General features: G+C 28.6%; 14 protein-coding genes. All 14 read left to right on the top strand.

Annotation, left to right across the window (positions count from 1 at the left end; all coding sequences use genetic code 11):
• The first annotated feature begins 13 nt into the window (after nt 1–13).
• The 14 genes from HMPREF1092_RS09720 to obgE all read left to right on the top strand — a co-directional run bounded on the left by HMPREF1092_RS09720 (nt 14) and on the right by obgE (nt 14,576).
• The gene (locus HMPREF1092_RS09720) at nt 14–3,043 is read left to right on the top strand and encodes a penicillin-binding transpeptidase domain-containing protein (protein ID WP_002598496.1); all 3,030 of its coding nucleotides are present in this window, start codon (nt 14–16) and stop codon (nt 3,041–3,043) included.
• 198 nt (nt 3,044–3,241) lie between these two features.
• Complete coding sequence (minC, locus tag HMPREF1092_RS09715; protein WP_002598495.1) at nt 3,242–3,886, top strand: septum site-determining protein MinC; 645 nt, start codon at nt 3,242–3,244, stop codon at nt 3,884–3,886.
• A 17-nt stretch (nt 3,887–3,903) separates the two neighbouring features.
• Complete coding sequence (gene minD / locus HMPREF1092_RS09710; RefSeq protein WP_002598494.1) at nt 3,904–4,701, top strand: septum site-determining protein MinD; 798 nt, start codon at nt 3,904–3,906, stop codon at nt 4,699–4,701.
• Nucleotides 4,702–4,714: 13 nt separating this feature from the next.
• Nucleotides 4,715–4,981: a cell division topological specificity factor MinE gene (minE, locus tag HMPREF1092_RS09705; protein ID WP_002598493.1), complete on the top strand. Its 267-nt coding sequence runs from the start codon at nt 4,715–4,717 to the stop codon at nt 4,979–4,981.
• A gap of 193 nt (nt 4,982–5,174) precedes the next feature.
• The gene (gene rodA / locus HMPREF1092_RS09700) at nt 5,175–6,335 is read left to right on the top strand and encodes a rod shape-determining protein RodA (RefSeq protein ID WP_002598492.1); all 1,161 of its coding nucleotides are present in this window, start codon (nt 5,175–5,177) and stop codon (nt 6,333–6,335) included.
• A 119-nt stretch (nt 6,336–6,454) separates the two neighbouring features.
• Nucleotides 6,455–6,826 (top strand): hypothetical protein, encoded by a 372-nt coding sequence (locus HMPREF1092_RS09695; RefSeq protein WP_002598491.1) that lies wholly within the window; start codon nt 6,455–6,457, stop codon nt 6,824–6,826.
• A gap of 22 nt (nt 6,827–6,848) precedes the next feature.
• On the top strand, nt 6,849–7,721 hold the full coding sequence (locus tag HMPREF1092_RS09690) for a site-2 protease family protein (RefSeq protein ID WP_002598490.1): 873 nt from the start codon (nt 6,849–6,851) through the stop codon (nt 7,719–7,721).
• A 248-nt stretch (nt 7,722–7,969) separates the two neighbouring features.
• Nucleotides 7,970–9,823, top strand: a complete 1,854-nt coding sequence (locus HMPREF1092_RS09685; protein WP_002598489.1) for a TIGR03960 family B12-binding radical SAM protein — start codon at nt 7,970–7,972, stop codon at nt 9,821–9,823.
• Nucleotides 9,807–10,511: a TIGR03936 family radical SAM-associated protein gene (locus HMPREF1092_RS09680; RefSeq protein WP_002598488.1), complete on the top strand. Its 705-nt coding sequence runs from the start codon at nt 9,807–9,809 to the stop codon at nt 10,509–10,511. Before HMPREF1092_RS09685 ends, HMPREF1092_RS09680 begins: the two co-directional genes overlap by 17 nt.
• Before the next feature lie 11 nt (nt 10,512–10,522).
• On the top strand, nt 10,523–11,971 hold the full coding sequence (locus HMPREF1092_RS09675; RefSeq protein WP_040414141.1) for a ribonuclease E/G: 1,449 nt from the start codon (nt 10,523–10,525) through the stop codon (nt 11,969–11,971).
• Between the two features lie 129 nt (nt 11,972–12,100).
• Nucleotides 12,101–12,409 carry a 50S ribosomal protein L21 gene (gene rplU, locus HMPREF1092_RS09670; protein WP_002598486.1) on the top strand — a complete coding sequence of 103 codons (309 nt, stop codon included), beginning with the start codon at nt 12,101–12,103 and terminating at the stop codon, nt 12,407–12,409.
• Between the two features lie 3 nt (nt 12,410–12,412).
• Nucleotides 12,413–12,799 carry a ribosomal-processing cysteine protease Prp gene (locus HMPREF1092_RS09665; protein WP_002598485.1) on the top strand — a complete coding sequence of 129 codons (387 nt, stop codon included), beginning with the start codon at nt 12,413–12,415 and terminating at the stop codon, nt 12,797–12,799.
• Nucleotides 12,800–12,801: 2 nt separating this feature from the next.
• The gene (gene rpmA, locus HMPREF1092_RS09660) at nt 12,802–13,098 is read left to right on the top strand and encodes a 50S ribosomal protein L27 (protein ID WP_002598484.1); all 297 of its coding nucleotides are present in this window, start codon (nt 12,802–12,804) and stop codon (nt 13,096–13,098) included.
• Between the two features lie 191 nt (nt 13,099–13,289).
• Nucleotides 13,290–14,576 (top strand): GTPase ObgE, encoded by a 1,287-nt coding sequence (gene obgE / locus HMPREF1092_RS09655; protein ID WP_002598483.1) that lies wholly within the window; start codon nt 13,290–13,292, stop codon nt 14,574–14,576.
• Nucleotides 14,577–14,580 lie beyond the last annotated feature (4 nt).

Below are 14,580 nucleotides of genomic sequence, written 5' to 3'. Positions count from 1 at the left end.
AATGGGGATCAAAATGATAGTAAATAAACCAAAAAAGCAAAGAAAGTTAATGTCCCGTTATACAATGATGAAATTAATAATGGGTGGAGTTTTTACAGTTATTGCAGCTAGACTTGTTTATTTGCAAGTATATAAACATAATTATTACTCGGATAAAGCTAAAGCAAATGCTATTAGATTTATGGATGAGAAAACTCCAAGAGGAGAAATATTAGATAATGAAGGAAATATATTAGCAACAAATAAACAGACATATATACTAAAATATACAACACCAACAGAAGGTAAATTTAATTTTTACGACACAATGAATTTAGTTTTTAAAATATTAGAAGAGAATGATGAAATTCTTTTAAATGATATGCTTCTTAAAATAAATGATAAAGGAGAAGTATATTTTGAATTTAAAAATTCTTCTGTAGAAAATCAAGAATTTGAAAAGATAAGATTTTTGAAAGATAGAGGAATGAATGATTATTTTAGAAAAAGAGATTTTCCAGATGAAGAAGGAGATTTAGAAGAGGATCAATTAAAGAAAATTGATGAAGAATTAAAAAAAGTTACTCCACAAGAAGCTTTAGAATATTTAGTTAAATCATATAATTTAATTGATATAGTAGATCCAAAGCCAATTAAAAAAGAAGGAAATCTTTCTAAAGAGGAAAAGGCAGAATATAAAAAAGAAGTTTCAGATTATGAAACTAGACGAAAAAATTATAATAAAATGTCTGGGGCTGAACTTTTAGATATTATAAAGGTTCAATATCCAATTCAAGAATTAAAAAAATATTTGATAGTAAAAGATGCAATAAGAATTCAAAGTTTTAAAAATTATCGTTCAGTTGTTATAGCAAATAATATAAAAAAAGAAACTGCTTTTACAATTTATCAAAAGTTAAATGAGCTTCCTGGAATTGATGTGGACATGCAGCCAGTTAGATATTATCCATATAATAATTTAGGTTCAGCAGTTTTAGGATATGTATCTCAAATTGATAGTTCATTAAAATCAAGTTATGAATTGAGAGGATATGATGCATCAACAGATTTAATTGGAAAATCAGGAATCGAAGCATCTTATGAAGATACTTTAAAAGGAACAAAAGGTGGTAAGACAGTAACAGTAAATTCAGAAGGACGAGAAACAGAAGAATTATTCAAATTAGAATCTTACCCGGGAAATAATGTTCACTTAAATATAAATAAAGATATTCAGTATGCAACACAACAAGCATTAGAAGATAGTATTAAAAAAGTACAAAGTAGTACAGTAGATTCGCAAGGAAATACTTTTAAAAATGCAACTAGAGGATTTGCATTAGTAGCAGAAGTTAATACAGGAAAAATTTTAGCAATGGCAAGTTATCCTGATTTTGATCCTAATATATTTGCAATACCAGGACAATTAAGTTCAAAACAGGTTCAAGAATATTTTGCTCCAGACCTTGAAGAGTATGGAAAGCAAATAGTTAAATTACCTGGTGTTACAAAAACTGTAGATGAGTTATTCCCAAAAGATAAAAATGGTAATAGAGAAGATAAATATGATTTATATCCGAAGCCATTTTATAACTATGCTACACTTGGAACACTTCCACCTGGATCAATATTTAAGCCTCTTACAGCAGTAGCAGGTCTTGAAGAAGGAGTTATAAGTCCTAGTGAATATATAATGGCAAATGGTAAATTTAATAATAGACCAGAGGTTTTCGGAAGTGGATTTGCACCAGCATGTTGGATACATGCAAATGGAGGAAGTCATGGAGCTACAAATGTACAAAAGGCTCTAGAAGTTTCATGTAATGTTTATTTCTATGAAACAGCTTATAGACTATATGCTAAGACAATGAATGAAAATAAAAATTTACCTTTTGAAGAAGCAAAGAAATTAGCATTAGATAGTATTGCAGAATGGGCTTGGAAATTTGGGTTAGGAACAGATCCAAATAGTAATGGAAATCCTTCAACTGGAATTGAAATAGAAGAAAGTACAATAGGGCAAACATATAATTTCAAAACAAATAAAGAAAGTATAATAAACTTCGCAAAATTTGAGTTAAATGATTATCTTTCAAATGGAACTTATAACAATGGAGATAGATATGTACCATTTGATTTTGCTGCTAATCTTTCAGATAGTCCAGAGTTAGAAAAGGCTAAAGAGCAACTAAAACAAAAAATAACAGAAAGATTAGAAATAGTAGGAACTGGAGAAGAAGGAATGGGATATGATAAATTCTTAAATTATATTCTTCCTGATATTAAAAAGATAATGGAAATTTCGCCAAAATATAAAGCAAATTTAAATAGTTATAGTGGAAATACAACAATAGAAGAGCAGTCTAAAAAAGTTGCAAAAGTTATAACACAGTTTACTGTTAGTGATAAACCAGGTGGAATAATGTCACCTGCGCAACTAATATTCTCTTCAATTGGGCAAGGTATAAATCAATATAGTCCACTTCAATTAATGTCATATATAACTACACTTGCAAATGGTGGAACTAGATATTCATTAAATCTTGTAGATAAAGTTACTACTACAGATGGAAAAGTTATAGAACAGGTTGAACCTAAAATATTAAGTCAAATTAAATTAAAAGAAAGTACACTTACAGCTGTTAAGGAAGGGATGAGAAGAGCTAATGATGCTGACCAAGGTACAGCAGCAGGGACATTTAATAGTTTCCCAATACCATCAGCAGGTAAAACAGGTACAGCAGACTATAATAATAATCAAAGAGAATTTGGAAGATCACCTTATGCAACGTATGTGAGCTTTGCACCAGTTGATAAACCAGAAATTGCTTTTGTAGGAGCAATTTATGATGGAGGACATGGTTCATACACAGCTCCAGTTGCAAAAGCAGCTTATGAGGCTTATTTTAAGGAAAAAATTATGAAAGAATTTCCGGGATATGCTCAAAGCTCTGAAAGCTTTAAGAAGTATGTATTAAATGCACCAAAAGATAATAAAGATGGTGATGATAATACTTCTAAAGAAAATGATATTTCCGCAAAAAAAGAAGAAAATAAGCACTAAATTTGGAATTTTGAGGAATCTTAGTATTGATTCCTCAATTTTTTTGAAAATAAATAGAAAAAACTAAAGCTAACTATTAAAAAATATCTATTGGTGATATAATAAATAAGAATAAAAACATTTAAAATAAAGGTTTTTACAAAATTTTGTAGAATACATATTAAAGTGTATTGTATAGCTTTCTTTGGAGGTATCGTTGTGCAAGATGGAATTATAATAAAAGGAAATGGAAGAGGACTTGTTGCAGAAATTGATATGAATGGATATCCAGATTATAGTGAAATGTTTAATGATCTTATAGGAAGACTTTCTAAAGGGAAAAAGTTTTATAAGGGCATTTCATTAGCTATAACAATTGATCTTAATATGATTACTGAGAAGGATTTGATTCATCTACAAGAGAATCTTAAAGAAAAAATTGGAATAAGCGAAATTATTTTAAATGCAAAAGAAGAAAAGAATAATGAAATAGAAAATAACAAAATATTCTCTGGAATATATGAAGGGAAAACTAAATTTTTAAGAAAAACAGTAAGAGGCGGACAATGTATAAGTTATAATGGTAATATTGTCATTATAGGTGATATAAATAGTGGTTCTGAAGTAAAAGCTACTGGAAATATCATAGTGCTTGGAAGCATTAAAGGAACAGTTTTTGCAGGTTCTAATGGAAATGATAAAGCAATAATAGCAGCATTTTCATTACAACCAGAAATATTAAAAATAGCTAATAGAATAGCTATGTCCCCAGACTCTGAAAAACCTACATATCCAGAAGTAGCAAAGATAAAAGATGGCATGATAACAGTAGAGCCATATTTAGCAAATAAATATATTTATTAGTGGAGGGATTTAATAACATGGGAGTATCTATAGTAATTACATCAGGTAAAGGTGGAGTCGGAAAAACTACAACAACTGCTAACTTAGGAACAGCTTTAGCTTCAATTGGAAAGAAAGTTGTAGTTGTTGATGGAGACACCGGATTAAGAAACCTAGATGTATTAATGGGACTAGAAAATAGAATAGTATATACAATAATTGATGTAATAGAAAACAGATGTAGATTAAAACAAGCTTTAATAAAGGATAAGAGATTTCCTAACCTACATCTTTTACCAACAGCTCAATCTAAAGATAAAGATGATATAAAAACTAATGATATGCTTAAGATAATAAAAGAACTTAAAGAAGAGTTCGATTATGTTTTAATTGACTCACCAGCTGGAATAGAAAGAGGATTTGAAAATGCAGCTATTGGAGCAGATAGAGCAATTGTAGTTGTAAATCCTGAAATAACATCTATAAGAGATGCTGATAGAGTAATTGGAAAATTAGATGCAAAAGGAATCTGTGACCATTCAGTAATAGTAAATAGATTAAATTATGAAATGGCTCAGAGAGGAGATATGTTAGGAGTAAATGATATAATAGAAGTATTATCAGTAGAGCTTTTAGGAGTTGTGCCAGATGATAAGAGAGTATCAGTTTCTACTAATAAAGGAGAACCAATAGTTTTGGACGAGCAATCTAAAACAGGTATGGCATTTAAAAACATAGCTAAAAGAATTACAGGTGAAAATATTCCAATAATGGAGTTTACAGAGGAAAGCACAGGATTCTTTGGTACTATAATGAAACTTTTTAAACGTAAATAGGGGGCCTTGGGAAATGGGATTTTTTAGTAACTTTGGCAAGCAAAAGCCGAAAGAAATTGCAAAAGATAGGTTGAAGCTTATACTTATTCACGACAGAGGAGATTTACCAGAAGAAACTTTAGAAAAGATTAGAACAGAGATACTCCAAGTAATTACTAAATATATAGAAATACAAGTAGATGATGTAGAAATTTCAGTTAGTAAGAGTGAAATTGAAGAAGGAGATGCTCCATCTTCATTAATTGCAAATATTCCAATAAGAAATATAAGAGGTCAATAAGATGTATGAGGTTGTGTAAAAGTTTGCTATGATAAGAAAAACTTTTATTCACAACCTTATTTTTATTTAAGTGTTTATTAAAATTTTATTATTTTTTTTAATGTCATAGTGTTTTTTATAGAGAATAGACAAATAATGATATATAATAGACAGTGTTACAAAATGAGTAATGAACTTTTCAGGAGGTGGGGATTTGCTTAGGAAAGATTTATTGTTTGACAATGGTGGAGGCAGTAAACACAGATTAGATTTCAAAAAAATAAGAGATATTGATAAATTACTTTTAATTTCAACAATAGTTTTAATTTTATTTGGAATACTTAATATATATTTATGTACTAAAGGTGATTATGGTTTTCTATATGCAAAAAAACAATTTATATGGATGATTATTTCTTTAGTAGCTTTATATATTTTTATTTCTATAGACTATAGAGTATTTTACAATTATGTTCCAGTTTTTTATTGGGCATCTATAGTTCTATTACTAATAACTAGGTTTGCAGGGACTGTAGTAAATGGTGCCAGAGGATGGTTAAAATTTGGACCAATATCATTACAGCCATCGGAAATAGCGAAGGTTGCAATGATAATGATGCTTGGCAAAATGCTAGAAGAAATGGATAATGATATAAATAACTTTAAAAACTTAGTTAAGCTTAGTATATATGCTGGTATTCCTATGATATTCATTATTATACAACCAGATATGGGTATGACAATGGTATGTTTCTTTATAGTTTTAGGAATATTCTTTGTTGCTGGTCTTGATAGACGTATTTTTATTGGAGGATTTGCTGCTCTTATAGTTGTTGTAGCAATAGTTTGGAATGTTGGGCTTATTCAAGATTATCAAAAAGCCAGAATAACATCATTCTTACATCCAGAAGCTAATGCAACTACAACAGGATATCACTTGAGTCAATCTTTAATTAGTATTGGATCAGGAGGAGTTGTTGGAGATAGACCTTCTTTATATAATGATGGAACAAGTGGTTATGCAGCACAACATGTTCCTGAAGTACAAACAGACTTTATATTTGCTGCAATAGCAGAACAATGGGGATTTATAGGAGTAGTATTATTATTGATAGTTTATGGAATAGCAATAACTCGGATGATAAATATAGCGAGGACCGCGAAGGATACCTTTGGATCCGTAATATGTATAGGGATAGTTGCTTATTTCTTGTTTGCTATATTCCAGAATATAGGTATGACAATAGGGCTTATGCCAATTACTGGTATAACACTTCCTTTAATAAGTTATGGAGGAAGTTCAATGCTATCTATAGTAATGACTATAGGATTAGTTTTAAATATTGGAATGAGAAGAAAGAAAATAAGGTTTTAATATAAAAGAGATGTAAATATTAATTTACATCTCTTTTTTTATAAAAATTTGAAGTATTTTAGTTTTCATAAATGTATATAAGCATAAATATAATAAATAAAGAATAGGAGGTGAGATAGGTGAGTTATTATGGAAAAGAATATGCAGAATACTATAGAGGTATAAAAGGTAGTAACTTAAATGGTGGTAGAAATTATGGTTATTCTACTTCTTACTCTAATAGGTATAGTAGAAATTATACTAGATCAAAAAGAAAAAAATGGACACATGGAATAATACAAATATTTGCTATACAAACTATAAGTATAATTTTTCTAGGCGGAATTGTATATTCACTTAAATTTTCAGAAAGAAAAGAACTTAATAATGTATTTTATTCTGTAAAAGCTGTTTTAAGTGAGGATTATTATTTTAAAAATAATTCAATAGACTTTAATTTAGAAGAAATATTAGATAAAATAAATAGAAAAATAAATACATTAAAGCAATAACAAGAATTAAGTCGAGGTGTAAATGAAGAAATCCAATAAATTCTTATTACTTGAAACTATATTATTAATTATTATAATGAGCCTAGGAAAAAGCTTTATTATAAGTGTAGTTTCTATACTATTACATGAAATAGGACATGTAATAGTAGGATATTTTTATGGATGTAAGCTGTATAAATTTAATATTTCCATAACTGGCGCAAATGTAGAATTAGATGATGTAGGAGATTTAAAGGATTTTCAGAGATTAAACCTTTATTTGATAGGGCCTATAATTAATCTTTGTATATTTTTAATTTGTTATTGTTTTAGCGAAATAATAGAAAGTGATTTATTGTTATTAATAGGAAGAATAAATTTAGGGTTATTTATTTTTAATATGATACCTGCTTATCCATTAGATGGGGCAAGAATACTTGAAATAATGCTATCGAAAAGTTTTACTTATAGAATTGCTAAAAAAATAATGTGTATAATAAGTTATACTCTCTCAGGAATATTGATACTTGTTTTTGCGTACGGGATTACAATACATAAGATTAATGTAAGTTTAATCTTAATTAGTGGACTTATTATATATTCAGCATATGTTGAAAAAAAATCTACAATTTATATAATGATGAGCAATATATTTAAAAAAATTAGATTAATAGAGAACTATGAGTATATAGAAAATAGAAGTATATCAGTATCTTACAATAATACTTTATTAAATATGCTCAGAATAATAGATAAAAATAAATATAATATATTTTATATCTTAGATGATGAACTTAAAGTTATAGAAATACTATATGAAAATGAAATTATAGAAGGATTAAAGCTTTATGGAAATATATCATTAAAAGAATATTTAGATATAAAATGTATAGATAATATAGAAAAAAAAGATTAAAAAATTAAGCTTTAAAAAATTTTCTTTTTATATAAATATTTATAATTAGAATTTTTTTGAGGGCTTAATTTTTTTATTATTATTTTTAATTTAGTTAGGATTTGATAAAACTTCTAAATTTATCACAATTTAATTTTTTATAATATAGTCTTATTTAAGGAGAATTTATAGAAGAAAAAATATTTTTGTGCTAGAATAAATAAATATGTATAGGATAAACACTTATGAAATTTAGGAGGATATGTTTGATGAATAGAATTTCTGATAGTATCTTATGTAAGGTTGAAAAGCCATCAAGATATGTAGGTGGAGAACTAAATGAAATAGTTAAAGATTTAAAAGATATAGATTTAAGATTTGCTTTTTGTTTCCCAGATGTTTATGAAGTAGGAATGTCTCACTTAGGAACAAGAATACTTTATCATACTATAAATACTAGAAAAGAAACATATTGTGAAAGAGTATTTGCTCCATGGCCAGATATGGAAGAACAATTAAGAAAAAATAATATTTCACTTTATTCACTAGAAACAAAAACACCTTTAAAAGAATTTGATATGTTAGGATTTACTCTTCAATATGAGATGAGTTATACAAACATTTTAAATATGCTAGATATGTCAGGTATAACTATTAGAGCTTCAGAAAGAAGAGAAGATGAACCTATAGTTATGGCAGGAGGACCTTGTGCATATAATCCAGAACCTCTTTATGATATTATAGACTTTTTCCAATTAGGAGAAGGTGAAGAGATGATGGATGATGTACTAGAAGTCTACAAAAAATATAAAGGTAAAAATGATAAAAAAGGTTTCTTAAGAGAAATATCAAAAATTCAAGGAATATATGTTCCTTCATTATATGATGTTTCTTACAATGAAGATGGAACAATAAAAGAGTTTAAGCCTAAATATGATGATGTACCAAAAGAAGTTAAGAAAAGAATTATAAACAATTTTGATAAAGTAGAATTCCCAGTAGATATGGTAGTTCCTTATAGTGAGATTGTTCACGATAGAATAGTTCTTGAAACTTTCAGAGGATGTACAAATGGATGTAGATTTTGTCAAGCTGGAATGATTTATAGACCAGTTAGAGAAAAAACAAGAGATACACTTGTTAAACAGGCTAGAGAAATGGTTAAAGCTACTGGATATCAAGAAATTTCACTTGCATCATTAAGTACTTGTGATTATTCAGATATTCAAAATCTTATAAATGATTTAATTGAAGAACATGAATGTAACAAAGTTGGAGTTGCACTTCCTTCAATTAGAGTAGATGCTTTTTCAGTTGATTTAATAAAAGAAATTCAAAAGGTAAGAAAATCAGGACTAACTTTTGCTCCAGAAGCAGGTTCTCAAAGAATGAGAGACATAATTAATAAAGGGTTAACAGAAGAAAAGATTTTAGAAGCTTCTAAAAGTGCTTTTGAAGCAGGATGGAGCAGACTTAAGCTTTACTTTATCATAGGATTACCTTATGAAACTAGAGAAGATTGTGCAGCAATTGGAGATTTAGCTGGAAAAATTGTTGATAAATATTTTGAAGTTCCTAAAAATGTTAGAAATAAAGGATTAAGAGTTACAGTAAGTACGTCAATACTTGTTCCAAAACCTTTTACTCCATTCCAATGGGCACCAATGGAGAGAAAAGAAGAAGTTATTGAAAAAATTAAAGCTGTTAAATATTCATTAAAATCACCAGCAGTAGTATATAACTATCATGAACAAACAACTTCTTATTTAGAAGCTGTATTTGCAAGAGGAGATAGAAAGCTTTGTGATGTTCTTATAAAAGCATTTGAAAAAGGATGTAAATTTGATGGATGGAATGAATATTTCAAATTTGACACTTGGATGGAAGCTTTAGAAGAATGCGGAGTAGATGGAGATTTCTATGCATTTAGAGAAAGAACTTATGATGAAATATTACCTTGGGATTTCATAAATATAGGTGTTACAAGAAAATATTTAGAAAATGAAAATGAAAAAGCTAAGAGAGCAGAACTTACACAAAACTGTAGAAAAGGATGTACAGGATGTGGAGTTAACGTAAACTTTAAAGAAGGGGAGTGTTTTGAAGGTGCGTTATCTAATTAAATATACAAAAGAAGCTGATATAAAATTTATATCTCACTTAGATCTTTTAAGAACTATCCAAAGATCAATTAGAAGATCAGGATTACCTATTCACTATTCAAAGGGATTTAATCCTCATATGGCAACAGCAATTGCACAACCTTTATCAGTTGGAGTTTATTCAGATGGTGAATATATGGATGCAGAATTTGATGAAGAAGTAGAAATTTCAGAAATGCTACAAAAATTAAATGAAAATTCAGCTCGTGGAGTAAGATTTTTAAATGCAGTATTAATTCCAGAGCCAAATCATAATGAAAAGAAATTTCCACAAGCTATGGCATTAATAGATGGAGCTAGATATATAATAAAGATTAAATATTCAAGTTTAGATAATTTTGAAAAAGAAATGGAAACTCTTATGAATAAAGAAGAGTGGATTATGGTTAAGAGATCAAAAAGAGCAGAAAAAGAAGTAAATATAAGACCAATGGTTAAAGAAATTAAATATTGGACTAAAGATGATTCTGCTATATTTAATATTCTTATAAGTGCAGGAAGTAGAGAACATTTATCAGCTGATCTTTTTGTGGATTTAATAAAGAAAAATACAACAAATGTTTTAGAAGACGAATTTGTTGATATAAAAAGAGAAGAAATGTATTTCTTAAAAGAAGGTAATTTAGTACCTTTATGTGAATGTATATAGGATGTGGAATAATGAGAGATATTTGTATTGAAAGAAGTGAAAATCTTTTAAGAGTAGCTGTAAGAGAAAATGGAATTATAGAAGAATGCTTTATAGAAGAAAAAACAACTGATCCTACAGTTGGAGAAATTTATAAAGCTAGAGTTAAAAATATAGTTCCAGGAATTAATTCTATATTTTTAGATATGGGATTAGAAAAAGAAGGCTACATGTATTATAGTGAAGAGCTAAAGAGTATAAACATAAAAAAAGGTGATGAGCTTTTAGTAGAAGTTTTAAAAGAGCCTTTAGGAGAAAAAGGTGCAAAAGTTACTCATAAAGTTAGTATTCCAGGGAAATATATTGTTTTATCTAAAGGAAAGACAGGAATAAATTTTTCAAAAAGAATAAATGATGATGTTAAGAAAAAACTTATATTAGCAGAATTAGAAGAGATAGAAGATGTTTCAATAACTATAAGAACTGAAGGAGCTAATGTACCTATAGAACTACTTAAAAACGAAGTAAATAGAATAAAAGATATTTATAATGAGCTTTTAAGAAAACTTAATTATAGTAATGTTTGTGAAAGAGTATTTGGAAAAAAAGCAGCTCTTAGCAAAGTTCTTATAGATAATATTGCAAAAGATAATTTAAGAATATATGTAAATAATTCAAATGATGAGGAGTTTATAAAAGGATTCTTAGATAAAGAGGAAAATATAGAAATAGTTAAATATGATGGGCTCAGAACACTTTTTGATTATTTAGATATTGAAAAAGAAATCTTGAAATTAAGACACAATAAAATAACTCTTCAATGTGGTGGAAATATAGTTATAGAAAAAACTGAAGCTATGTATGTAATAGATGTTAATAGTGGTAAGAATATAAAAGAAAAGAATCTTCAAAAAACAGTATTAACAACTAATATAGAAGCTGCAAGAGAAATTGGAAAACAAATAATGCTTAGAAACTTAAGTGGAATAATAGTAATAGACTTTATAGACTTAAGAGATAAAAATGATAGATATAAAGTAATGAAAGAGTTTAAAAATTCTTTAAGCAAAGATGGTGGGAATTCAAAGATTTTCCCATTTACAGAGCTTGACTTAGTCCAAATTTCAAGAAAGAGAAGAGGAAAAAGCATATATGACAGCATAGAAGAAAAATGTAGTCAATGTAATGGTCAAGGGAAAGTTTTAAGACTTTCATACGTAGAGCAATTAATTAAAAATGAAATATTAAGGTCTCTAGAAGAAAATACTATAAATAGTTTTTATATAGAGATAGATTCAACATATAAAGAAAGAGTATCAGGAGATATAGTTAAATTCTTAAAAAATATAGATGGATTAGATAAAGAAATATATTTAAATTATGTTGATGGAATAGATGGTTTTAAAGTAGAACCAATAATATTTTTAAATCAAAAAGAGAATCTCAAAAATTACCTTATTAAAGGTGTAGAAAAATGTTAGGAATATTCTTTACAAAAAATGTAGTTTATGATAATATGATTTAGTAAACCGCTCACAATAGGGTTTTAAATAAAACAAAGTTAAATCTTTGTACCTGTAGTGGCGAGACCGTTATGAGGAGGTGTTTTAATGTACGCAGTAGTAAAAACAGGTGGAAAACAATACAGAGTTCAAGAGGGCGATGTATTATTCGTTGAAAAATTAGACGCTGAAGTAGATTCAGTTGTAGAATTAACTGAAGTATTAGCTGTTGGTGGAGAAACTTTAAAAGTTGGAACTCCAGTAGTAGAAGGTGCTAAAGTTGTAGCTAAAGTTTTATCACAAGGTAAAGCTAAAAAGGTTACAGTATTCAAATATAAACCTAAAAAGGATTATAGAAGAAAAGCTGGACACAGACAACCTTACACTAAAATAGTTGTAGAAAAGATCGAAGCTTAATCTATGGTTAATGTAGAGATTTATTCAAACAACGAAAACATATTAGGTTTTAAAATTGACAATCATGCTATGCCAGAAGGACGTGACTTTAATAGTAATGAACTTTTAGTAGGCGAAGCTTTTGATATGATTTGCAACTCAGTTTCAGTTTTATCACAAAGCGTAATCATAGGACTAGATAATGTTTTAGAACTTAACTGTACTTATGAGATTGGCGATGGATACCTAAGTCTAGACCTTAGAGATTTTTCGAAAGAAGAACTTGAAAAAGCACAAGTTTTACTTAAAACTTTTAAGCTTAGCTTAGATAGTGTTATTTTAGGTTTAGATGAATCAATAGGAACAACAAGACGTAGAGAATATATAAATATTAAAACAGAGGAGGTGTAAATATGTTAGTAATGAACCTTCAATTATTTGCCCACAAAAAAGGGGTAGGTAGCTCAAAGAACGGTAGAGATTCTGAGTCAAAAAGACTAGGAGTTAAATCAGCTGACGGAGAATTCGTACTTGCTGGAAACATCATAGTAAGACAAAGAGGAACTAAAATCCACCCAGGAAACAATGTTGGAAAGGGTAAGGATGATACTCTATTTGCTAAAATTGATGGAGTAGTTAAATTCGAAAGAATGGGAAGAGACAAGAAGAAAGCTTCTGTTTATCCTGTTGCAGTAGAAATAGCTGAATAATTTTATTTGAATATAGAAAGCACCCTAAATTTGGGTGCTTTTTAAATATGAAAAAATAAATTACCGTTTCTTTGTATCTAAAACCTAATATTATTGCTATAATTAAGAAAATACAACTTTTACATAGTTTGAATATTAGGATATAAGGAATAATAAAAATATAAAGATTTTACATAAGGAAAGGTGAGTATATGTTTATAGATAAGGCCAAAGTATTCGTAAAATCTGGTAAAGGTGGAGACGGAGCGGTTTCATTTAGAAGAGAAAAATACGTTCCACTAGGAGGACCAGATGGTGGAGATGGTGGAAAAGGTGGAAGCATTATATTAAAAGTTGACACTGGAATCACAACTCTTATGGATTTTAAATACAAGAGAAAATTCGTAGCTGAAGTAGGAGAAAATGGTGGAGAATCAAAATGCTACGGAAAAGATGGAAAAGATTTAGTAATTATGGTACCTATGGGAACTATAGTTAGAGAAGCTGAAAGTAATAAAATAATTTGTGACCTTTCAGAAAAAGATGATGAATTTGTTTTACTTAGAGGTGGAAAAGGTGGTAAAGGAAATTGTAAATTCTGTACACCTACAAGACAGGCACCACATTTTGCAGAACCAGGAATGCCAGGAGAAGAATTAAATATAGTTCTTGAATTAAAGCTTTTAGCTGATGTTGGTCTTTTAGGGTTCCCAAATGTAGGTAAATCAACATTCTTATCAATGACAACAAAAGCTAAGCCAAAGATAGCAAACTATCACTTTACAACTCTTAAACCAAACTTAGGTGTTGTTGCAGCAGAGGGTGTTGAACCATTTGTTATGGCAGATATCCCAGGTATAATAGAAGGAGCAAGTGAAGGTGTAGGGCTTGGACTTGAATTCTTAAGACATATTGAAAGAACAAGACTTCTTATACATGTTGTAGATATATCAGGATTAGAAGGAAGAGATCCATTTGAAGATTTCGTTAAAATAAATGAAGAGCTTAAAAAATATGCTGTTAAATTAGTTGATAGACCTCAAATAGTTGTAGCGAATAAAGCAGATCTTTTATATGATGAAGAAGTTTTTGAAGATTTCAAGAAAAAAGTTAATGAATTAGGATATAACACAGTATTTAAAATGTCAGCAGCAACAAGAGATAATGTTGATGCAGTAATTAAAGAAGCAGCTAGAATGCTTAAAGATATTCCAATAACTGGACTAGAAATTTCTGATGAAGAAAGATATATCCCAGAAGAAAAGAGATTCACTTATGAAATCAGAGTTGAAAAAGGTGAAGAATTCGATACTTACTTTGTTGAAGGAAGTTTCGTAGACAGACTTTTAAGTGCTGTTAATGTACATGACGCTGATTCATTAAGATATTTCCATAAAGTTCTTACAAACAAAGGAATATTTAGTGAGTTAAGAGAATTAGGAATTAAAGATGGTGACATGGTAAATCTTAATGACTTTGAATTTGAATACTTATTATAGGAGA

The sequence above is a fragment of the Clostridium thermobutyricum genome (genome assembly GCF_000371465.1).
GTDB classification, from domain to species: Bacteria; Bacillota; Clostridia; order Clostridiales; family Clostridiaceae; genus Clostridium; species Clostridium thermobutyricum.
This window is presented reverse-complemented; position numbering and strand designations above follow the sequence as displayed.

Coding starts and splice junctions, on each gene's coding strand:
- HMPREF1092_RS09720 (WP_002598496.1), top strand. CDS start 14: ATGATAGTAAATAAACCAAAAAAGCAAAGAAAGTTAATGTCCCGTTAT.
- HMPREF1092_RS09665 (WP_002598485.1), top strand. CDS start 12,413: ATGGTTAATGTAGAGATTTATTCAAACAACGAAAACATATTAGGTTTT.
- minD (WP_002598494.1), top strand. CDS start 3,904: ATGGGAGTATCTATAGTAATTACATCAGGTAAAGGTGGAGTCGGAAAA.
- rpmA (WP_002598484.1), top strand. CDS start 12,802: ATGTTAGTAATGAACCTTCAATTATTTGCCCACAAAAAAGGGGTAGGT.
- minE (WP_002598493.1), top strand. CDS start 4,715: ATGGGATTTTTTAGTAACTTTGGCAAGCAAAAGCCGAAAGAAATTGCA.
- HMPREF1092_RS09690 (WP_002598490.1), top strand. CDS start 6,849: ATGAAGAAATCCAATAAATTCTTATTACTTGAAACTATATTATTAATT.
- HMPREF1092_RS09685 (WP_002598489.1), top strand. CDS start 7,970: ATGAATAGAATTTCTGATAGTATCTTATGTAAGGTTGAAAAGCCATCA.
- HMPREF1092_RS09675 (WP_040414141.1), top strand. CDS start 10,523: ATGAGAGATATTTGTATTGAAAGAAGTGAAAATCTTTTAAGAGTAGCT.
- obgE (WP_002598483.1), top strand. CDS start 13,290: ATGTTTATAGATAAGGCCAAAGTATTCGTAAAATCTGGTAAAGGTGGA.
- rplU (WP_002598486.1), top strand. CDS start 12,101: ATGTACGCAGTAGTAAAAACAGGTGGAAAACAATACAGAGTTCAAGAG.